At 65.3% G+C, this 20,441-nt stretch carries 20 protein-coding genes and 2 pseudogenes; 8 read left to right on the top strand and 14 right to left on the bottom strand.

Annotated elements, in window-relative coordinates; all coding sequences use genetic code 11:
- Positions 1-496: 496 nt before the first annotated feature.
- The gene (locus FQ755_RS15495) at positions 497-1,003 is read left to right on the top strand and encodes a hypothetical protein (RefSeq protein WP_144155664.1); all 507 of its coding nucleotides are present in this window, start codon (positions 497-499) and stop codon (positions 1,001-1,003) included.
- A 44-nt stretch (positions 1,004-1,047) separates the two neighbouring features.
- Here FQ755_RS15495 and FQ755_RS15490 read toward each other — a convergent pair whose 3' ends face one another.
- Positions 1,048-2,211 (bottom strand): metallophosphoesterase, encoded by a 1,164-nt coding sequence (locus tag FQ755_RS15490; protein WP_144155661.1) that lies wholly within the window; start codon positions 2,209-2,211, stop codon positions 1,048-1,050.
- A 193-nt stretch (positions 2,212-2,404) separates the two neighbouring features.
- Between FQ755_RS15490 and FQ755_RS15485 the strand changes: the two genes are divergently transcribed.
- The 3 genes and pseudogenes from FQ755_RS15485 to FQ755_RS15475 all read left to right on the top strand — a co-directional run.
- Positions 2,405-3,037 carry an alpha-ketoglutarate-dependent dioxygenase AlkB family protein gene (locus tag FQ755_RS15485; RefSeq protein ID WP_144155658.1) on the top strand — a complete coding sequence of 211 codons (633 nt, stop codon included), beginning with the start codon at positions 2,405-2,407 and terminating at the stop codon, positions 3,035-3,037.
- A gap of 84 nt (positions 3,038-3,121) precedes the next feature.
- A pseudogene (locus FQ755_RS15480) lies at positions 3,122-3,436 on the top strand (LacI family transcriptional regulator); the annotation flags it as partial.
- Positions 3,437-3,472: 36 nt separating this feature from the next.
- Positions 3,473-3,736, top strand: a pseudogene (locus tag FQ755_RS15475) (ABC transporter permease subunit); the annotation flags it as partial.
- A gap of 45 nt (positions 3,737-3,781) precedes the next feature.
- On the opposite strand, the gene mdcH reads toward FQ755_RS15475, so the two are convergent.
- The 8 genes from mdcH to FQ755_RS15435 are packed head-to-tail and all read right to left on the bottom strand — an operon-like array spanning position 3,782 to position 10,878.
- Positions 3,782-4,720 carry a malonate decarboxylase subunit epsilon gene (gene mdcH / locus FQ755_RS15470; protein ID WP_144155716.1) on the bottom strand — a complete coding sequence of 313 codons (939 nt, stop codon included), beginning with the start codon at positions 4,718-4,720 and terminating at the stop codon, positions 3,782-3,784.
- Entirely contained in the window at positions 4,720-5,415 is a 696-nt protein-coding gene (locus FQ755_RS15465) for a malonate decarboxylase holo-ACP synthase (RefSeq protein WP_144155655.1), read from the bottom strand. The genes mdcH and FQ755_RS15465 overlap by 1 nt, the downstream gene beginning before the upstream one ends.
- Positions 5,415-6,230, bottom strand: a complete 816-nt coding sequence (mdcE, locus tag FQ755_RS15460; protein WP_144155652.1) for a biotin-independent malonate decarboxylase subunit gamma — start codon at positions 6,228-6,230, stop codon at positions 5,415-5,417. The genes FQ755_RS15465 and mdcE overlap by 1 nt, the downstream gene beginning before the upstream one ends.
- Entirely contained in the window at positions 6,227-7,123 is an 897-nt protein-coding gene (locus FQ755_RS15455) for a biotin-independent malonate decarboxylase subunit beta (RefSeq protein ID WP_144155650.1), read from the bottom strand. The genes mdcE and FQ755_RS15455 overlap by 4 nt, the downstream gene beginning before the upstream one ends.
- On the bottom strand, positions 7,120-7,425 hold the full coding sequence (locus FQ755_RS15450) for a malonate decarboxylase subunit delta (protein WP_144155647.1): 306 nt from the start codon (positions 7,423-7,425) through the stop codon (positions 7,120-7,122). The genes FQ755_RS15455 and FQ755_RS15450 overlap by 4 nt, the downstream gene beginning before the upstream one ends.
- Complete coding sequence (locus FQ755_RS15445) at positions 7,413-8,414, bottom strand: triphosphoribosyl-dephospho-CoA synthase (protein ID WP_144155644.1); 1,002 nt, start codon at positions 8,412-8,414, stop codon at positions 7,413-7,415. Before FQ755_RS15445 ends, FQ755_RS15450 begins: the two co-directional genes overlap by 13 nt.
- Positions 8,414-10,090, bottom strand: a complete 1,677-nt coding sequence (gene mdcA, locus FQ755_RS15440) for a malonate decarboxylase subunit alpha (protein WP_144155641.1) — start codon at positions 10,088-10,090, stop codon at positions 8,414-8,416. The genes FQ755_RS15445 and mdcA overlap by 1 nt, the downstream gene beginning before the upstream one ends.
- An 8-nt stretch (positions 10,091-10,098) precedes the next feature.
- Entirely contained in the window at positions 10,099-10,878 is a 780-nt protein-coding gene (locus tag FQ755_RS15435) for a GntR family transcriptional regulator (RefSeq protein WP_144155638.1), read from the bottom strand.
- A 198-nt stretch (positions 10,879-11,076) separates the two neighbouring features.
- Here FQ755_RS15435 and FQ755_RS15430 point away from each other — a divergent pair, with 198 nt between their 5' ends.
- From FQ755_RS15430 to FQ755_RS15420, 3 genes are all read left to right on the top strand, one after another.
- A complete protein-coding gene (locus tag FQ755_RS15430) occupies positions 11,077-12,375 on the top strand; it encodes an MFS transporter (protein ID WP_144155635.1) in 1,299 nt (432 codons plus the stop codon).
- A gap of 317 nt (positions 12,376-12,692) precedes the next feature.
- On the top strand, positions 12,693-12,986 hold the full coding sequence (locus FQ755_RS15425; RefSeq protein WP_144155632.1) for a type II toxin-antitoxin system Phd/YefM family antitoxin: 294 nt from the start codon (positions 12,693-12,695) through the stop codon (positions 12,984-12,986).
- Positions 12,943-13,248 carry a Txe/YoeB family addiction module toxin gene (locus FQ755_RS15420; protein ID WP_144155630.1) on the top strand — a complete coding sequence of 102 codons (306 nt, stop codon included), beginning with the start codon at positions 12,943-12,945 and terminating at the stop codon, positions 13,246-13,248. Before FQ755_RS15425 ends, FQ755_RS15420 begins: the two co-directional genes overlap by 44 nt.
- A gap of 55 nt (positions 13,249-13,303) precedes the next feature.
- Here the strand turns inward: FQ755_RS15420 and FQ755_RS15415 are convergent, their stop codons facing one another.
- A complete protein-coding gene (locus FQ755_RS15415) occupies positions 13,304-14,227 on the bottom strand; it encodes a DMT family transporter (RefSeq protein ID WP_144155627.1) in 924 nt (307 codons plus the stop codon).
- Between the two features lie 101 nt (positions 14,228-14,328).
- On the opposite strand from FQ755_RS15415, the gene FQ755_RS15410 reads away from it, so the two are divergent.
- Positions 14,329-15,264, top strand: coding sequence for a LysR substrate-binding domain-containing protein (locus tag FQ755_RS15410; RefSeq protein WP_144155625.1), 936 nt, complete (start codon positions 14,329-14,331; stop codon positions 15,262-15,264).
- On the opposite strand, the gene FQ755_RS15405 is transcribed toward FQ755_RS15410, so the two are convergent.
- The 4 genes from FQ755_RS15405 to efeB all read right to left on the bottom strand — a co-directional run bounded on the left by FQ755_RS15405 (position 15,249) and on the right by efeB (position 20,440).
- The gene (locus tag FQ755_RS15405) at positions 15,249-16,307 is read right to left on the bottom strand and encodes an ABC transporter ATP-binding protein (RefSeq protein ID WP_144155622.1); all 1,059 of its coding nucleotides are present in this window, start codon (positions 16,305-16,307) and stop codon (positions 15,249-15,251) included. The two genes, FQ755_RS15410 and FQ755_RS15405, sit on opposite strands and share 16 nt — an antisense overlap.
- 38 nt (positions 16,308-16,345) lie before the next feature.
- Positions 16,346-17,950, bottom strand: coding sequence for an ABC transporter permease (locus FQ755_RS15400; RefSeq protein ID WP_144155620.1), 1,605 nt, complete (start codon positions 17,948-17,950; stop codon positions 16,346-16,348).
- Positions 17,951-18,979, bottom strand: a complete 1,029-nt coding sequence (locus FQ755_RS15395) for an iron ABC transporter substrate-binding protein (RefSeq protein ID WP_144155618.1) — start codon at positions 18,977-18,979, stop codon at positions 17,951-17,953.
- Between the two features lie 165 nt (positions 18,980-19,144).
- Positions 19,145-20,440 (bottom strand): iron uptake transporter deferrochelatase/peroxidase subunit, encoded by a 1,296-nt coding sequence (gene efeB / locus FQ755_RS15390; RefSeq protein WP_144155615.1) that lies wholly within the window; start codon positions 20,438-20,440, stop codon positions 19,145-19,147.
- Position 20,441 lies beyond the last annotated feature (1 nt).

Below are 20,441 nucleotides of genomic sequence, written 5' to 3'. Positions count from 1 at the left end.
GCACCGTCTGCCTGGATGGCAAGACGGCGGCAGGGATGAGGCTGGCGCGGCGAGCTTGCCGATCAGGCGTTTGTTGAAAACGGAGATCGATAACGACTACTGTCCAAGATGCAGGTTCCGGTTAAAACGTGTGGACGGATTTTAGGCAGCGGTACGACACGAAGTCAACCGCCTGGTGGATGCCGTCGACGTAAGGTTTTTCGAAGCTATCAACGAGGGTTTTGTCGGGGCAGGGCCGGGGCATCTCAAAATGGCGGGCGCATCTCAAATTAAATACGGACTCCGAATCTTGACAGGGTCCATCCCGGAAAACACACTAATCAATGCGCTGAATCAGCCGTGCGGTTCGTGCGTCACTTCATATCGCATATCGGGCGGTCGCACCTGAGTGTTTTCACATATATACCGTCGTGAGCACGTCCGGCCGTTGGAGTGCCGCGCGGCGCGTTCAGCCGCCGCCTGATTCTTTTTTGGTTAATACCCGTCTGAGGACTGCATGAACAAGATAACTATCGGCATGATTGCCGCCGCACTGATTGCCGCAGCACCACTCGTGTCGTCCGCGGCGGGTTCGTTGCCCGCACCGTTTGAAGGCAGCAGCGTGCTGCAGGCCGAAGGCGTCGTGAAGGGCATCGACCCGGCGAAGCATATGGTCACTGTGGTCGATCCACAAGGGGGCCAGGCTTCGTTCACCGTGACCGATCCTGGCAATCTTGCCCAGATCCGCCAGGGCAGCAAGGTTCAGGTTCGTGTGATGCGAAGTGCCATGGTTAGCCCGACGCGCAGCGCCGCTAGCGCTCACCCGTCCCCGCAGACGCGGAGCGCGGAAGTGGTGGCGCTCGATCGCGCTTCAGGCGTGCTCGAATTGAAGGGATCAGACGGCGCCGTGTTCCATATTCAGGGGCGCGACGCGGCCAAAGTCGTGAATATGAAACCGGGTATGCATGTCGAGGTGGCCTATGCTCCGCAGGTGAGCATTTCTGTCGCCCCTGCTGCGCAGTAACACCTTCCCGGTCAACCCGGTTCGTGTCTCTCTCACCGTTTATTTCAGCTTGCTTCCCCCGGCACCAGCCGTAGCCGGGTGATTTCCGAAGGCGCGCCGAGCCGCTTCGGGGGGCCCCAATAACCGGTGCCGCGGCTCGTATAAACCCACAAGCCGTTGAGCCGTGCCAGTCCCGCCGTGAACGGCTGCTGCAAGCGCACAAAGAAATTCCACGGGAAGAATTGGCCACCGTGCGTGTGTCCCGATAACTGCAGCGTGAATCCCGCTTCGGCTGCGGCTTCGGCTGAACGCGGTTGATGCGCAAGCAGGACTTTGATCAACACATCGCCCGGCGCACCGGCGAGCGCAGCAACAGGATCACTACGGTGCGCGGGGTCGAAATGGGCGCCGGAATAGTCGGTGACGCCCGCAATGATCGCGCGTGCGCCTTCGTGTTCCACTACCACGTGCTCGTTGAGGAGCACATGTAAGCCGAGCCGGCGGAATTCGTCGACCCACGCGTCGACACCGGCGTAATACTCGTGATTGCCGGTCACCAGAAACGCGCCGTGTCGCGCGCTCAGGCGCGACAACGGGCGGGTGTGATCGCGCAGTTGCGGCACGCTGCCGTCGACCACGTCGCCGGTCACCGCAATCAGATCGGGCTTGAGGTGATTGACGGCATCGACGATCGCGTCCACGTAGCGGCGCTTGATGGTCGGCCCAACGTGGATGTCGCTGATCTGCACGATCGTGAAGCCGTCGAGGGCCGCCGGCAGATCGTCGATCGGCACGTCGATCGTCACGACACGCGCTCGCCGCCGCGCATTGAAGAAGCCGACTGCCGTCGACAGCAATGCAAGCAGCGGCACGGCCGCGGCGGAATCCATCCGCCAGGCGCTCAGCGGGATGGCGTGCGGCCAGATCGCATCGACGGTCAGCAGCGATGCCATCGCCAGGTCGCGCACGAAAGTGAGCACCAGCAAGGAGGAGAAAAAGCCCATGGCCAGCAGGCCGACCCAGGCGAGCCGGTCGCCGAGCGGCTGACGCTCGATCGTGCGTGCGAGCATGCCGAGCGGAATCAGCAGGCACGACAGCACGAGCCAGAGGACCGCGAGCCACCGTATGGCGGTATCGACGGGCAGGTCTGGAATGACACGAAAACCGACGTAAATGTGCAGCAGGACGCCAATGCAAATGATGCGGACCAGGAACGATAAGCGGCGCATAGAGGGAACGAGGGCGGAAGGGATGCCGGACGAACGCACCAAAGCTGTTACGCGTTTGATGCGGCGTTTTCTACGGATTTGCCGGCAAGGCAGGTCATTCTACCGGCATGTCGTCACGCCTGCCGAAGCTGCCTGAAACATGGCCGATAGCGGCAACTCGTTCCATAATAACGAGACCACTTCACGCTATCCCATGAACGATCTGTTCGACGATCTCCCCGCGCCCGACGTCGCCTGGTATCCCGACTGGCTGGCACCCGACACCGCTGAATGCGCATTGCGGCAACTTATCGACGAAGTCGCGTGGAGGCAGGAGTCGATGGGCACGCCGGGCGGCCGCGTCGCGCTGCCGCGTCTCACCGCGTGGCAAGGCGAAGCGGACGCGATCTACGTGTATTCCGGCATTCGCAACGTGCCGCAGCCGTGGACGCCGATGGTTGCGGAATTGAAGGCCGCGGCCGAAGCAATCTGCGCGTGCCGCTTCAATAGCGTGCTGATCAACCGTTACCGCAATGGCATGGACAGCATGGGTTGGCACGCCGATCACGAGCGCGAACTGGGCGCACAACCGGTGATTGCCTCCGTGAGTCTGGGCGTCGCCCGCACTTTCGATTTGCGCCATAACCGGACGGGAGTTGTGCAGTCGTATCAGCTCAAAGGCGGCAGCCTGCTCGTGATGCGCGGCAACACCCAGGCCGAGTGGCGTCACCGCGTGCCGAAAGAACCGCGTGTGACCGGCGAACGGATCAATCTGACGTTCCGTTGGGTGACGCCGGCCCGCGTCGCGGCTTTCAGCGGATCGCGCAACCAGGGTATGCGCGACTGAGCGATGCTCTCCGGATCGCTATACCAGAATGGGTATGGGATGCGCGAATCATGTGATTGGACTTCCCTCTACGTCACGATGACCATTGCCTCGCAAAGCGGCGACTTCACGCTGGCCGGCGGCAAGCAGATCATGGAATCCTTTATAGAAACTTATAGAAATAAAATAAATGTAGTTTATGCGCATAACGAAGATATGGCCCTCGGCACCATTCAGCCGATGGCGGCGGACAAGATGAATGTCGACGAGGAATGCAGTCCGTTGCTCGGGCCGCAGTTGATGTCGGCCGTCAAGGACGTGGTGGCCGGCAAAACATTGCCGAAGCGGATTCTGACGCAGGAAACGGTGGTCCCGATGAGTGTCGCGGCGCAGACCCTGTGCACGTCTCCGTCTGGTTGATCCTGCCGATCGTGCTGTTGATGGGCGCGCTGTTCGGCGCTGATCGCGCCGGGGACGCTCGCGGCGGCGATTTTCATCGCGCATTTCACGCGCTTCGGGTGCAATGTGTATGCGGTCGGTGGCAATCCGCGCTCGGCATTGCTGATGGGTTTGCCGGTGGCGCAAACGCGCATTGGCGTGTATGCGCTGAGCGGATACTGTCCGGCGCCTGGATGCGCGGTCTTCACGTTCTACGTGCTGTCCGGCTGTGGATTGCAGGGGCAGGGCATGGAGCTCGACGCGATTGCGGCGACCGTGATCGTGGTGGCGCCCATGACGACGTCCGGCACACCCGCACCGTTTCGCTCAGCCCCCGCTCGCAACGAGCCGGCGCCGGACTGTCGCCGTCCACCGGTCGGGCGCAATGCTGCTCAATGCAAGCGCCGTGGTCTGCGGCCACTGCTCGCGCACGATGTCGGTGAGCACCTGGCCCGGCGGCGCTTCCACCACCAACTGGGCGCCCATTTCGAGCATGACGGTAAGCGCATCGAACCAGCGAACCGTATGCCGCATGTTCGTCGCGAGGTCGTCGCGAATCGCCTCGGCGGTATGCAGCGGCCGGCCACCGCGATTGCCTACATAGATGCCGCGCGGCGAGCGAAACGGCACGTCGCGTGCGTAGTCGATCAGTTTAGCGGCGGCATCTGCAAGCAGTTCGCAATGTGAAGGCACGCTCACGGCGAGACGCGTCGCTTTGCGTGCACCGGCTGCCAACGCGCGTTCTATCAACCTATCGAGCGCGGCGTCCGAACCGGCCATCACAATCTGCCGGGGCGCGTTCACATTGCCGATGTAGACGGGCGGCAAGCCGTCCTGTATCTGCCGCGCGGCCAGCATTTCCAGTTGCCGCTCGGTCAGGCCGGAAATGGCGGCTAATCCATAGCCGGTTGGATACGCGGCTTCCATCAACTCGGCGCGCTTGCGCACCATATGCAGCGCGTCCGCGAACTCGAGCGCGCCGCAACTAACTGCCGCCGCGTAGGCGCCCACGGAAAGTCCCGCGCTCATGTCGGGCGTCAGCTGGGCGTCGGCCAACAGGCGAACCATCGCCACACCGGCCACGACGAGGCCCACCTGGACGGCAACCGTCGAGCGTAACGCCTCAGATGTATCAAGCGTCAGCACGTCGATGCCGAGCGTCTGCGAAGCCTCGTCGAGCGTGGCGTTGACCACGTCGTGCTGCGGCAATCGATGCAGGAAGCCGGCGCTTTGTGCGCCCTGGCCGGGAAACTGGTAAGCGAGCATCATGCGTGCAGCGTTGTAAGCACCGCCCACGGATCGGCAAGCAGACGCGGGCCTTGCGCATGACGCACCATCACACGCGCCTTGCCGGCGGCCCACTCCGTAAGGGCGACGCCACCGGTGGGCGTGTCGAGTTGCACGTCGACGCGAATCCCCGCGCGTCGCGCATGCGAATCGAGATCGCTCAAGATCTGCACGGCACGTTCGCGCGGAAGCGGCCGCGGCGTGCGGATCAGCAGATCGAGATCGCTGGTCGCCGTGACGACGGGTAGGCCGCTCACCAGTTCGAAGCCGGTACTGCCGGTGGGACCCCACAAAAACGCGTCGAGGCCATGCGCCTCCTGGCGCAAGGCGGCATACAGCGCGAAGGCCGGCAAGGCGCGACGTTCGGCATCCATAGGCGAACTGGCCGCGAGGTCTTCAGGGGCGATTGCTGTTTCGACATCGCCGGCTTCGGCCCACGTCCCATGGCGTTGCGCGCGTCCGTTGCCGCGCACGCCGATTGGGACGACCCCCGCCGCCGTCTGCGCGCGCCTGACCACGACGAACGGCGCGGTCGAAAACGCGCCGCGAACCCATTCGGGTTCGCCGTCGAACGAAGGCAAACGGCGCAGGCGCAGCAGATCGTGCGGCCGCCAGCGAGCATCGCATTGCAGCTCGCTGCCAGGCGCAAACGGCGGCGCGGCGCAGGTCGGCATTACGCAGCGTCCCACTGTTCGGCGAGGCGCCGCCGCACTTCGACCGAAGCGGCGCGGGTCTTTTTCGCGGTGTCGGACTGGAGCCGGTGCGAGAGCCCCGACTTGTCGTCGCGTGCACTGCGAATCGCCGCGCTCAGCGCCTCGCGCACGTGCTCGATCTGCGCGTCGGTGGGGGCATCCGCATCGACGCCTTCGATCAGTTCGTCGAGCAAGCCGAGTTTGGCGAACGAAGCCATCGAATACGACATCGGCACGATGGTTTCGCCCAGTGCCTCGAGTGCTTCGACCGTGCGGCGCGTGACGCGGGCCGCCGCTTCCTTGCCCATGGCGTGCACCATGGTGCCTGGCGCATCGAGTGCGAGGATGCGGTTGGCCTGGTAGCCGTGCGCGAGGAACGCGCCGGACATCGCCGGTCCCACGATCAGCGCGACCACCGGATGACCGGCCTCGCGTGCCGTCGCATACGCATCGACTGCGGCGGCGCAGGCGAGATGTATGCCGAGTGTCTCTTCGCGATAGCCATAGGCCTGGCTTTTCACGTCGACGATCGCAACGATCGGACGCTTCGTGCCGCTTTGTGCATCCTCGGCGACGGCCTTGCGCACGGCGCGCGCGAGCAGCCAGCCTTGTTCGAGTCCGACCACGTTATCGGTCGCGCGTGGAAAGCGGTTTTGCGGATCGGGGACGACCGAGAAGAAGTGCGTGGTTTCGCCATCGAGCGCCGCATTGCCGCTCCATACCGGCGCAGGGCTGGCCGGTTCGCCGGCGAGGGCGCGAAACCAGCGGGCGCCGCGAGTGAGAGAGGCGTCGCTCATACCTGCTCCTTGGAAGATGGGATGGATGCGCTCGCATGAAACACGTGGCGCATGGTGTCGGGGGTGACGTTGGCGGGATCCATGCGGGCGAGGCGTTCGAGATAGGCGTCGACCTGCTCGCTGCGATGCGCCGCCGGTATGCCTTGGGCAAAGGCATTCTGCACGGCCGCGCGCAGCGCCGCGGGATCGTCTTCGACGAGCGCATCCGCGAAGCCCGTCAACGCGCGTTGTTCGCCGCCGATCAGTTGCCAGACATGACGGCGGTCGCTGGCGTCGAGCTCGTCGATGCCGGCTTCCTGCTCGATCACTTCAGGTCCGTTCATGCCGAGCCGTCCCTGTTTGGTGACGACCAGATACGAGCACAGCGCGGCCGCCAGCGACATGCCGCCGAAACAGCCCACCATGCCCGAGATCACGCCCACTACCGGCACATGACGGCGCAAGGCGACGATCGCCGCCTGCATCTCGGCGATCACGGCGAGGCCCAGGTTGGCTTCCTGCAGCCGCACGCCGCCGGTTTCGAACAGCACCACCGGACGGATGATCTTGCCGCGCTCGCAGTCGCGCAAGGCGAGTTCGAGCGCCGCGGCGATCTTGCTGCCGGAGACCTCGCCGATGCTGCCGCCCTGAAACGCGGACTCGATCGCCGCGACCACGGCCGGCTCGCCGTCGATGGTGCCGCGCGCGATCACGCAGCCGTCGTCCGCCTGGCAGACGATGCCTTGCAGCGGCAGCCACGGCGATTCGATGCGATCGAACGGTCCCAGCAGTTCGCGAAACGTGCCGGGGTCGAGCAGGGCGCGCGCACGTTCGCGCGCCGGCAATTCGATGAAACTGTCGTGCAGCACGAGGGCAGGTTGCGCCGCGTTCGTGGGCGTATCAATGGTGCTCATGCCTTACCTCCCTGTTCGGCTTCCTCGACCGCTTCCGCGAGCCGCAGCGCCACCACGCCGGGGGTCGCGCCGAAGTCGTTGATCTCGATCTGCGCCGCGCCGTCATAGCGTGAGAAGAAGCGGTCGAGCACGCTTTTCCAGATGTGGCCGTAGCCGTCGACGCTGGTGCGCACGACGACACGCGCTGTCATCGAAGCCGCCGGCGACAGCAGCACTTCGAGGTCGCCCGAGCCGACCACGCCGACATGGGCTCGGGTCGTGACGGCGCGCTGCGCCGGGTAGTCGAACGTCAGATTTTCCATGAGGCCTGGCTCCCGCCGGTGCCACGATGCACCAGCATGTCGATGAAGAGAGTGGCGGCGAGCAGATCGGCTGCGCCGCCGGGGGATGCATTAAGGGACAACAACCGACGGTCGAGCTCGGCGAGCGCGGCGCGGCCAGCGACGGTGCCGCTGCCGCCCAGCGCCAGCACCCGGCGTGCGCCGTCCTGGCCAGCCTGCAGGCCGGGCAGGCCGGCGCGATGCAGCAGGCAGGTATCGTCGAGCGAGGCCATGATGGCGAGCAGCGCGTCGAGGCGCGCGGCGTCTTCCGGCGCGCCGTTGGTGCGGGCGGCGAGCAATGCGGGCAGACCGGCGGCGATGACGTGCGGGAAGCCGTCCTGCGCCTCGCGCCGCGCGCCGCCCACCTGATAGCGCTGCCGCACGCGTTCGCCGTGGCTATCCGTGGAGGCGGCGAAGCGGTCGGGGAAGCAGGCGATCTGCGCGGCGACCGTGCAGATCGCCGCAGCGCTGCGCAGAGAAGCGCCGTCGCTTGCAGGGCTGGTCAGAGGGCGGCCAACAGGCACAACCGGCGTCAGCGGCATCGCGGCTGTGGCCTCGCATATCGCGGCGCCCGCCACCAGCAATCCGACAATCCAGATGGCGCCACGATGCGCATTGCTGCCGCCCGTGGCCCGCAGCATGGTTTGCTCACCGGCGCGGCCGATTTGCGCGAGTTCGGTACGCAGAATCGCTGAAGGCGTGCCATGACGCGCAGCCCGGGACAACGCCGCGAAGGTCGGTTCGAGCGCCTGCGCGGAGCGCAACATGATGTCCAGATCGAGATCGCGATGCGCGCCGCTGCCGCGCCGGTCCACCAGCGCGGGTTTCGGCGTGAGTTGCGCCTCTTCGATGAGCGCGGTTGTGGCGAACGATGCCAGCCGCGCATCGGCGGCGCCGCTTGTCAAACCGGTAGCGGCGCCGTTCGAAGCCGCTCTCGCAGCCGACGCCGGCATAAGCGCGGGCGCGGCCATTACCAGCTCCGAAAACGTGCCGGCGGCACATACAGGCCGCCCGACCAGGTCACCAGATCGTCGATGCTGCGCGCGGCCAGCAGCGAACGCTTCGCTTCGCCGCGGCGGATGCCGAGATCCTCGGGATACGCGACGATGCCGCGCCGGCGCAGCTCAGCCGTCTTTTCCGGTTTCGCGCGCAGACCGATTGGCGTGACACCCGCCACTGCCGCAATCGCAGCGCGCCGTTCGTCGATGCCTTCGGCCTTGTGCAAATGCGCGATGCCTTCCTCGGTGACGACATGGCTGACGTCGTCGCCGTAGATCATCACTGGCGCGACCGGCATGCCGCTTTTGGCGCCGACGGCGACTGCGTCGAGTTCATCGACGAAAGTCGGTTCGCCGCCTTTCTTGTAGGTCTCGGCGAGCTGGACCACCAGTTTCTGTCCACGCGAAACCGGCCCCTGGTCCTTCAGCAGCTTGAGCCATGCTTCGCTCGAATGACGGCGCCCGCGCGGGTCGTGTCCCATGTTCGGCGCGCCGCCGAAACCGGCGAGCCGGCCGCGCGTGACGGTCGACGAATTCGCGTCCGCGTCGATCTGCAGCGTCGAACCGATAAACAGATCCACGCCGTATTGTCCCGCCAACTGGCACAGCACGCGGTTCGAGCGCAGGCTGCCGTCGCGTCCGGTGAAGAAGACGTCGGGGCGCGCCTCGATGTAGTTCTCCATGCCCACTTCGCTGCCGAAGCAATGCACGCTTTCGACCCAGCCCGATTCGATGGCCGGAATCAGCGTGGGATGCGGATTGAGTGTCCAGTTGCGGCAGATCTTGCCCTTCAGCCCGAGCGTTTCGCCATAAGTGGGCAGCAGCAATTCGATTGCCGCCGTATCGAAGCCGATGCCGTGATTGAGCGAGGTGACGCCATACGCTTCGTAGATGCCGCGAATCACCATCATCGCCGTGAGCACCTGCAGATCGCCGATATGGCGCGGGTCGCGCGTGAACAGCGGCTCGACCGCGAACGGCCGGTCGGCCTGCACGACCACGTCGACCCATGAGCCCGGAATATCCACGCGCGGCAATTCGTCGACAATTTCGTTCACCTGAACGATCACGATACCGTGACGAAACGCGGCGGCCTCTGCAATCGTCGGTGTGTCTTCGGTGTTCGGGCCCGTGTAGAGATTGCCGTGGCGATCCGCTTTGTCTGCGCACAGGAGCGCGACGTGCGGCGTCAGGTCCACGAACATGCGCGCGTACAGCTCGACGTAAGTGTAGATCGCGCCGATTTCGAGCTGGCCGTCTTCGAGCAGTTGCGCGACGCGCAGACTCTGTGGCCCGGCGAAAGCGAAATCGACCTTATGGGTGATGCCGCGTTCGAACAGTGCCAGATGCTCGGGGCGGCTAATGCTCGAAATCAGCAGATGCACGTCGTGGATCTTTTGCGGGTCCACCTTGGCGAAAGAACGCGAGAGAAAGTCGGCCTGCTTCTGGTTATCACCTTCGAGGGCGACGCGGTCGCCGGGGCGGATCAGCGTTTCCAGCGCATCGACGATGCGCTCGCTGCGCAGCACGCCGTCTTCGAGCCACGGCGCGATGGCGGCAAGCCGCCTGGCTTTCTCGTCGCGCATGGTGGTCCAGGACCGGGCCGCAGGCGCGGCGGAGTGGGTGGAGGGTTCGGCTCGTGGGTTCATCGGCGGATTCAACTCCCGGTAGGGGTGGTGCGTGCGCGTCGTGCGCGCGGCTTGCGGCCGTTGGTTTGCGCGGCCTCGGCCTGCGCACGTTCGGTCAGAAAACGGTAGAGCAGCTCGCCGGTGCCGAGCAGATGCTCGCTCACCAGCGTGCGCGCTGCGGGGATGTCGCCGCGGCGTACCGCGTCGAGAATGGCTGCGTGCTCCCGGTCGGACTCGTCCTTGTACAAGGGTAGTCCGAATTTGAGACGCAAATAGCGCTCGCCGCGGCGATGCAGCGTAGTGATCATTTCTTCGATCTGAGGCCGTGCGGCGGGCGCATACAGGCTCATATGGAAGGCTTCGTTGCGGGCCACGTAAAGCGACGGGTCCAGTTCGGCCTCGGCGGCGCGGCACAGTTTTTCGGCCGCGCGCAGGGTGGCCGGGGTGTGCCGGGGAATGGCGAGCCCGATGGCAAGACTCTCGAGAGCCGAGCGAATTTCGTAGATTTCGCGGGCTTCCTGCGCCGACAGCGGCGCCACCGTCGCGCCCTTGTTCACGGCAACTTTCGCCCAGCCTTCGCTTTCCAGTTGACGCAGCGCCTCGCGCACGGGAATTGCGCTCACCGAGAAGTGACGGGCGATCGCGTCCTGCCGTAAAGGGGCGCCGGGCGCCAGCGTGCCTTCGACGATCGCGGTGCGCAGGGCGTCCGCAATCACGCGCGACGTGCTGGCCCGCGGCGTGACCGCTACGGGCAGAAAAGGGACGCGCGTTGCGCCGTCCAGGGGAAAACCATCGGTTGCGTCGTTCATAAGTTCAAATATTATATATGAAATGGCGCGTTTTGCACGAGGGTAAATCCAGGGTCCGGGTTGTAAGCGGAATTTGGAGACCGGGTCGGGACGTGTCAGGGGCCTGTCCGTGCAGGCCCGTAGTAGCCGCCGCACGCACGCTAACTCGTTGTTAAGAATAGGCAATACGCAATTCAACCGTAGGGCCGGAGGAGCACGATGAACACAATCTCGGACCGCGCGCGTGTCGCGCGGCATCGCACGCCGCTGAACCGCTCGCAGATCGCGGGCTTCTGGGGCGCATGGGCGGGCTGGACGCTGGACGGGATGGATTCGTTCATCTACGCGCTGGTTCTCACACCCGCGCTCACTGAACTGTTGCCGCGCTCGGGTTACGCGGCCACGCCCGCGAACGTCGGGCTGGCCGGCTCGATCCTGTTTGCGCTGTTTCTGATCGGCTGGGGCCTGTCGTTTATCTGGGGACCGCTTGCCGACCGCTTTGGCCGCACCAAGGTTCTGGCCGGCACGATTTTCACTTTTGCAATCTTTACAGGACTGTCGGCGCTCTCGCAGAACGTCTGGGAACTGGCCATTTTTCGCTTTATCGCGGGGGTGGGGATCGGCGGCGAATGGGCGCTGGCGGGTACCTATGTGGCGGAAGCCTGGCCGGAGGACCGTCGCAAGATGGGGGCGGGGTATCTGCAAACGGGCTATTACGCCGGCTTCTTTCTGGCTGCCGCGCTCAACTACACGATCGGCGTGCATTACGGCTGGCGCGCCATGTTTCTGACCGGCGCGGTGCCGGTCGTCGTGGCGATTCTGATTCTGCTGCGCGTGAAAGAGCCGGAAAAGTGGCAGAAAGCGGAACCGCAAGCCGTGCGCAGCAGGCCGATGCGCGAGATTCTCGGACCCGTGTACCGGCGTCGCACGTGGGTCGCCTGCGCCTTGTTGACCATTGCGATCATCGGCCTGTGGGCCGGCGCGGTGTACGAGCCGTCGGCGGTGATCCAGCTCGCGACGCGCGCCGGCATGGACAAGCCCGACGCGATCCGCACGGCTTCGATTGCGACGGGCCTGCTGTCCATCGCGACGGTTCTCGGCTGTCTTGCGCTGCCGCCGCTCGCCGAGCGGATCGGGCGCAAGAAGACCCTGGCGATCTATTTTGCTGGCATGGCGGTGGCGATTGTCGGCAGCTTTGGCTGGTCGTTCTATATGCCGAATGGGCTGGTGCCGTTTATCGCCTGGCTGTGCGTGCTGGGTTTCTTCGGCGGCAATTTCGCGCTGTTCAGCCTGTGGCTGCCGGAGCAGTTCGAAACCCGCGTGCGGGCGACGGCGTTTGCCTTCTGCACGTCGTTCGGACGGTTTGTCGGTGCGGGGGTGAACTTTCTGCTGGGCGCGGCGGTGCTGCATATGCATACGCTTGGCATCCCGGTGGCGTTGACCGCGCTGGCGTTTGTCGTCGGGCTCTTCATCATCCCGTTTGCGCCGGAAACGAAGGGCGAAGTGCTGCCGCAGTAGGCATGACACGCAGCAAGCATTCAGGCAGGATGCGCGCGGCGCACGGATTCGTGCGCCGCGCGTTGGCCGTTTGGCCGAATGGTGTCCGGCCGCGATACGGGGCATGCTTCGTTCTGGTTAGTCGGTATGCAGCGTCCCGATTCAGGCTTGCGATGTTGTACCGGTTTCTGTACAATGGTTCCGCCCACTAAGAGTTTCATTCCGGGTGCGCCTGGTGGACTCGCGCGCTTCTCTGGTGGGCGTGGTTCGCCACAGCAAATACCGCTAACTTTTTTATCAGGAGCGGCCGAAGGATCAGCCTTCGGGCCGGATAGGCCATGAACACCCTTACTTACAGCGAGGCCCGTGCCGGCTTTAAACAAGCGATGGATGACGTCTGCCGCGACCACACCCCTATGTTGATCACCCGGCAAGGTGGCGACCATGTGGTGATGGTCTCGCTCGAAGACTTCAGCGCAATGCAGGAAACCCTGTATCTGCTGAGCTCTCCGAAGAATGCCGAGCGGCTCGTGCGTTCCGTCGCCCAGATCAATGCACGCAAGGGCACGCCGCGCAAACTGCTGACCGATGAGCAACCAGAAAGCCCGCAACAAGGAGACCGTGAGGTCTGAGAGTGTGTTTGTCTTCACGGATGAAGCCTGGGACGACTATCTGTATTGGCAAAGAGTCGATCGCAAGGTTTTGCGCAAGGTGAACGAATTGCTGGAAGAGTGTCGGCGCGGTCCCTTCAGTGGCACCGGCAAGCCGGAGCCGCTGGTGGGTAATCTGACGGGCTTCTGGTCACGCCGCGTTAGCCTCGCCGATCGCCTCGTTTATATGCCACAGGACGGCTTGATCTACGTCGCCGCGTGCCGTTTTCACTACGACGATTGAACGAAGCCGGGCATCATGCCCGCTTCGGTCGCGAGCAATTCGCCTCAATTTCTTCTCACTCCGCCGGATGCCTTGCGTGGATGCCGCGACGCAGCACGGACAGCAACGGCCATCCCAGATTGACCCCAAGACTCGCGGTTACGATCAACGCCATTCCTGCCAACTGCGGGGCAGACAACGCCCGCCCATAAACCACCGCGTCGACGACGATCGCGGTCAGCGGATAGACAAACAGCAGCACCGCGATAATCGGCGTGGTCAACTTGGGCAGCGCGCCGTAGATCAGCACATACGACAGACCCGTATGCAGCACGCCCATGCCCACCAGCCAGAACCATTGCGCCGGGCCGATATGCGCCACCGAATGCAGCGGCGCGATAAACCCGAGACACACCACGCCGACCAGACACTGCGCGAGCGTCAGCAAATGTGGACGCAACTGCCCAAGACTCTTGGCGATCAGCGTAACGCTCGCATAGAGCACCGAACCCGCCAGCGCCTCGCCCACGCCGAACAGATAACTGGCATGCCCCTGCAGGTTTTCGCTCGTGGCCACGCCCGAGGCGAGCACGAGCCCGATGAACGCCGTCATGATCCAGCCGAGCCGGTCGCCGCCCAGACGCTCCTTGAACAGCGCCGCGCCCATCAGCACCACCCAGAACGGCTGCACATGAAATACCACCGTCGCAACCGCGATGCTGGTGCGGTGAATCGCATCGAAGAACCAGACCCATTGCGTCACCATCAGCAGGCCGGATAGCACGGCGAGCCCCACCATGCGCGGCGTAAAACGCTGCGCCCTGAAGAACCCCTTCCATGCGCAGTAACCGGCCAGCGCCAGAAAACCGAACAGGCAGCGGAAGAACACCATTGTCATGGCGTCGAGCCGTGCTTCCTCGACGAAGATGCCGATCGTCCCCATCAGCAGACCGCCGCTGGCGAGGGTGATGGCGCCTTGTTGACGTGTGGTGAGTGACATGCAAAACGCTCCGTGTCGATAACGGAGTCGAGTATCGGGGACTTGCCGGGTGGCGGCAAACGAATAAAATTGAGAAATTCGATAAGCCGGGCTTATAAATCATGCACCCTGAATTCGACGTGGATCTGCTGCGCACTTTCGTCGCCGTGGTCGAGGCGGGCAGCTTTACCCGGGCAGCCGCTACCGTGCACCGCTCGCAGGCGGCCGTCAGCATGCAGATCAAGCGGCTCGAAGGCATGCTCGGCACCACGCTGTTCGCCCGCGATACCCGCAACCTGGCGCTGACCCGGCCAGGCAACACGCTGCTCGAATACGCGCGGCGCGTGATCGATCTGCATGAGGAAGCGTGGTCGGCGATCGTGCGGCCCGAAGTCACCGGCCGGGTCGTGCTGGGGGCGCCGGACGATTACGTGTCGTCGTTGCTGTCACCGGTGCTCAGGCGCTTTTCGAACCTGTATCCACACGTCGAAATCGAGATTGTCTGCGCGCAAAGCACGGCGCTCGCGCCGATGCTCGCCGACAACAAGATCGATCTGGCGTTCGTCACGCGCGACCGCAAACTGCGCGGCGAATACGTGCGCAGCGAGCCGATGGTGTGGGTGGGCGCGTCGGAGGACACGCCGGTGCTGGCGGCCTCGCCGTTGCCGGTGGGGTTGTATGAACCGGGCTGCGTGGCGCGCAGCCACACGCTGGCGGCGCTGGATTCGGCGCGGATTCGCTACCGTGCCGCCTACAGCAGCGCGAGTCTGCTTGGCCTCGTGGCCACCGTCGACGCGGGGCTCGCGGTGGTCGCGCTCACGCGCTGCAGCGTGCCGTCGCGTCTCGCCATACTCGGCGACGCGCAGGGCCTGCCGAGGATCGAGCCGCTGGAAATCGTGGTGGCGCGCAGCGCCAAGTCGGATCGCCCGACTTGCGACTACCTCGCGGCGCAAATGATCCAGGATCTGTCGATCCGGGCTCAGCCGCGCGCCGCGTCCTCAGGCTCGCCCGCCGCGCCGCGCGACGAGCGTGCCGCCGACGTTCAGGCGCGAGCGTAAGCCGTGACGTCGCCGTCGACGGCAAGTCTCACGCGCTCGCCCGGCTGCGGCGTCCGGTAGCCCGGCACGCGGGCGCGCACCAGCGTGCCGGCGGCCGACTGCAGGCGCAAGCCGACGCCAGCATCCTGGCCCTGGAAAATCACCTCCTGCACGACGGCATCGAACGACGCGGTGCCGTCTGGCGTGGCTTCGTCGGCACGCCACAGGCGGATCTGTTCCGGGCGCACCATCACGTCCACGGCGCCGTCTCTGGCGGGCGCGGCGAGCGTCAGTTCACCCAGCTCGCAGCTCACCCGGTCGCGTGCGGCGACGCCTTGCAGCAACACCGCCTCGCCGATGAACGACGCCAGTTCGCGCGTCACCGGACGGCGGTAGATCATCTCCGGCGTGTCGGTCTGGATCAGCTTGCCCTGCCACAGCACCGCCACCTCATGGCCGAGCGAAAGCGCCTCCGATTGATCGTGCGTCACGAGCACGGCGGTGGCGCCGGCGGCTGCCAGCGCGCTCGCCACGGCTTGACGGGTTTCGAGGCGCAGGGCGGCGTCGAGCGAGGAAAACGGCTCGTCGAGCATCACCAGCGTGGGCGAGGGCGCCAGCGCGCGCGCCAGGGCCACCCGTTGCTGCTGGCCGCCGGAAAGCTGCTGCGGCGCGCGATCCGCGAACGAAGCCGGCAAGCCTACCAGCTCAAGCAATTCGCCGACACGATGCCGCGCCCGCCGCTGTGTGCGCGGCAGACCAAACACGATATTGTCCGCCACCGACAGATGCGGAAACAGCGCGCCTTCCTGCGGCACATAACCGATGCGGCGCTGTTCCGACGGCACGTGCAGCCCGTCGCCGGCCACGCGCCGGCCGTCGATTTCCACGCTGCCGCGATCCGCGCGTTCGAAGCCGCACAGCACGCGCAACAGGGTGGTCTTGCCGCTGCCGGATGGACCGAGCAGGGCGAGCAGCGTGCCGCGTTCGACGGACAGATCGATGCCGTGCAGCACCGGGTTGCCGTCGAACGATTTTTGCAGGCCGCAGATACGAAGTTCGCTCATGAGAATCCGATGGGGATAGCGGGGAGTGCGACGCGGTCTTAGCCGCGTTCGCCGAGCAGCGCCGAGCGTCCGAGCAGCGCGAACAGCAGCCCGGAGGCGCACAGCGAGATGCCCGTGAGCAGCGCCGCGTAGGGCGCGGCGGCGGCAAAGGCCATGGTCGACGTGTCGGACCAGACCTGGGTGGCGAGCGTCTGGGTGCCGATCGGCGAAAGCAGCAGCGTGGCGTTCAGTTCGGTGACGACCGAGATGAACACCATCGACGCCGCCGCGCCCAGACCGGGTCCGGCGAGCGGCAGCAGCACGCGCACCAGCGTCTGCCGCCAGCCGAGTCCCAGCGCCCGTGCGGTTTCTTCGAGACGCGGCTGCGCCTGCATCAGCGCGGCGCGCACGCTCACCAGCGCGAGCGGCAGGAACAGGATGGCGTAGGCAATGATCAGCAGGAGGGTGCTTTGATACAGCGGCTGCAGCGCATGGACCGCGAGCGAGACGATCGCGAGCGCGATCACGAGACCCGGGATGCCTTGCGCGAGAAATACGGTGCGCTCGAACAGCGTGGCGAGTCGTCCTGGGTAACGCACCAGCAGGAACGCCAGCGGCACGATCAGCAAAGTGGTGAGGACCGCAGCGCCCAGGCCGAAGCCGAGCGAGGAGAGGGTCGCGTTGAACAGCAGTTCCGGCGAGACGTCGGCGGGCGTGACGGCGGCCGCGCCCGGCTGGGTGAGCCAGTAGCCGATCATGCCGAGCGGCACGCCGAGCGTCGCGACGGTCAGCGCGGCAAAACCGGCCACCACCAGCCAGCGCCACGCGCCGAGTTCGTAGCGCAGCACGGCGCGGCGTGTGCCGCGGTCGACGCGTTCATAGCGCGCCGCGCCGCGCACGCGGAACTCGCAGGCGAGCACCACGAGGCACATCAGGATCAACAGACAGGCCAGCAGCGAGGCGCCGGGGCCGTCGAAACTGGTGCGGTATTCGGCATAGATTTCGGTCGTGAAAGTGCGAAAACGCAGCAGGGTGAACGCGCCGAATTCGGACATCACGCCGAGCGCGACCAGCAGCATGCCACCCAGCAGAGCGGGGCGCAGTTGCGGCAGGATCACGCGAAAGAAGGTATTCCAGCGGCCGCATCCCAACGAGCGGGCGCTTTCTTCGAGAGCCGGGTCCATGCTGCGCAAAGCAGCGGCCACCGGCAGATAGACCAGCGGAAAATACGCCGAGGTAATCACCAGCAGCGCGCCATTGAAGTCCTGCAGATCGAGACTGAAGGACACCCACGCATAGCTCGTGATGAACGGCGGCATGGCGAGCGGCGCGGCCATCGCCACGGCCCAGAAGCGGCGTCCAGGCAGACGGGTGCGTTCGACGAACCACGCGGCCGCCGTGCCGAGCACCGCCGAGGCCAGCGTCGCCGACACCGTGATCATCAGCGTATTGACGAGCAGTTCGCCGACGAGCGGCCGGAACACCAGATCCGCCGCTTCGCCGAAGCCAAAACTCGCCGCCCGCCAGACGGTGAAAGCGAGCGGCAGCAACACCAGCAGCGCGCTTAGCGCGGCCGCTGCGAACAAACCACGCGGCGCGCGCCTGCGGGCACGCGCCGGTTCGGAAGCAACAGCCGGCAAAGCGGCTGACACGGCGTCGCTCATTTACAGCAGTCCGGCCTGACGCAGCAGCTTGCCGGCCTGGCTGTCGTCACCGAGTTGCTGCACCGTCAATGCCGGTGGGCTCAGTTCGGCGAACGGCTTGAGGATCGGATCCGGCGCCACGCCGCCATGCAGCGGGTACTCGAAGTCCACATGGCTCTTTGCCAGCAGCGTCTGGGCACGTTCGCTGACCAGATAGGCGAGGAATTTCTGTGCGCCGTCTTCGTTGTGAGCCGACTTCAGGACGGCCGCGCCCGACACGTTCACGAGTGCGCCGGCGTCGCCATTGCTGAAGTGATAAAGCGCGCTGCGGGTTGCCTTGTCGCCGATTTCGGCATTCAGACGCGCCCAGTAGTAGTTGTTGATGATGCCGGTTTCCACCGCGCCGCGATTCACCGCAGCCACCACGCCTTCGTCGTCGTCGAAAATCTGCGAGTTGGCTTTCAGGCCCTTTAGCCACTCGAGCGTCTGGGCTTCGCCTTTCAGCGCGATGACGGCGCTCACGAGCGGCAGGAAGTCGCCGTCGCTCGGCGCGATGCCGACCTTGCCCTTCCATTGCGGCTTGGCCAGATCGAACAGCGATTGCGGCAACTGGTCCGGCTTGACCTTGTTGGTGTTGTAGGCGAGCACGTTTTCACGCGCGGTGACGCCGACCCATGCGCCGCTCGGCGAATCGAAACGCGCCGGGACCGCCGACAGCGTCGCTGCATCCACCTTGCCGAGCAGGCCTTTTTCTTCGAGCAGCATCAGTTCCGGCGAGTTTTCCGTGAAGTACACGTCAGCCGGAGAGGCCGCGCCTTCCGCGACGAGCTGGGCCGCCAGCGCCGGGCCTTCACCGGTGCGGATCTTGACCGAAATGCCGGTCTGATTCTGGAAGTCCTTCGCGAGCATGTTGACGACCTGCTCGTGCTGCGCGCTGTAGAGCGTGATGGAAGCCGCGTGGGCGAGCGGCGCTGTACCCACGGTCGCCAGCAGAAGAGCCGCCGCGCCGCTGATTGCGCGGACGCGGTTGCCAAGCCAGGAATGAGTCATGATTCAGAAATTCCTTTTGTGATGGTATCGGTCTATTTCATGCGCGGCGAGCCACGGCCGGCCCCTTGCGGATGCCGGTCGCGGCTTCGACGATGCGGTCCCCGCGCGCTCAGTCAAGTTCAGCTAAGCCTGCTGCGTGCGCGCCGCGTGGGCGGCGCTCGCGTGTTACGTTTCGAACAGCCCCGCGCCGATGTACGAACCCGGTTTGGCGCCCGGCGGGCAGGCGAACACCGCGCTGCCGACGTGCGTCGTGAACTGGTTCATCATGTCGAACTTCGCGAGCTTTTCGTTGATGGGGATAAAGCCGGTACGCGGGTCGCCCTGGTAGGCAATGAAAATCAGCCCCGCGTCGTACTCGGTTTCCTGGCGCCATGGCGGCCAGCGCTCGATGTAGAAATTCGAGCTGTCGTTGTACGAGTACGAACGGCGCAGGATCTGCGCGCCGTTGTTGGTGGCCTGGTTCGACAGCCGGACGTGCGAGTTTTCCGGAATCAGCGGATTGCCGTCCTTGTCCTGCGCGTCGAGATCGAGCGGCTCGAATTCGTTCTTCTTGCCGATCGGCGCGCCGCTGTACTTGTGACGGCCGAACACCTGTTCCTGGAAGTCTTCTTCCGTCATGTCCCAGTGTTCGAGCGTGATGCGGATGCGCCGCACGACGCCATACGAACCGCCTTGCATCCACGGAGCATCCGCGCCGTTGGCCCAGACGAACCGGTTCATCAGCTCGGGATTTTTCGTCGACGGGTTGTTGGTGCCGTCCTTGAAACCCATCAGGTTGCGCGGCGTCTGGCCGCGCGGACCCGACACGAAACCGGCCTGGCCCCAGCGCATGGTCGCCACGCCGTAGCTCTGGCGAGCCAGCTGGCGCACCGCGTGGAAGGCCACTTGCGCGTCGTTGGCACAGGCCTGGATGAACAGGTCGCCGCCGGTTTTTTCCGGCAGCAACTGATCGCCGTTAAAGCGCGGTAGATCGACGAGCGCGGCCGGGCGCTTGCTGGCGAGGCCGTAGCGGTCCTTGCCGTCCGAGCTGAAGAGTCCCGGGCCGAAGCCGAAGGTCACCGTCAGGCCGGCCGCACCGAGGCCGAGCACGTCGCCGGAATCCGGCGCGGCCTTGCCGTCGGCGCCGGGCAGGGCGCCGGCGGGCTGGCCTTGCGTCATGCGCGCGGCGGAGTCGGTCCACGTGCGCAGCAGCGCGATCACGTCGTCACGTTTGGTGGTGGTGAGATCGAGCGCGGCCACATAGATATGCGCCTGCTGCGGCGTGACGATGCCGCCCTGATGCTCGCCGAAAAACGGCTCGACGGCGAGGTAGGGATCGGCGGCATGCGCCGGCGACCTGTTGAGCGCGGCGTGGGCGACGCCGGACGCGCCCAGGCTCGCGCCTGCTGCGACCGCCGCCCCCCCCGCTTTCAGAAAGCCGCGCCGGGCAGGCCGCTTAGGGGGATCTGTATCGTTTGCCATG

It is taken from the genome of Paraburkholderia sp. BCC1885 (genome assembly GCF_900996235.1).
In the GTDB taxonomy this organism is placed as follows: domain Bacteria; phylum Pseudomonadota; class Gammaproteobacteria; order Burkholderiales; family Burkholderiaceae; genus Paraburkholderia.
Note: the sequence above shows the minus strand (reverse complement) of the source record. Positions and strands in the feature narration are given on the sequence as shown.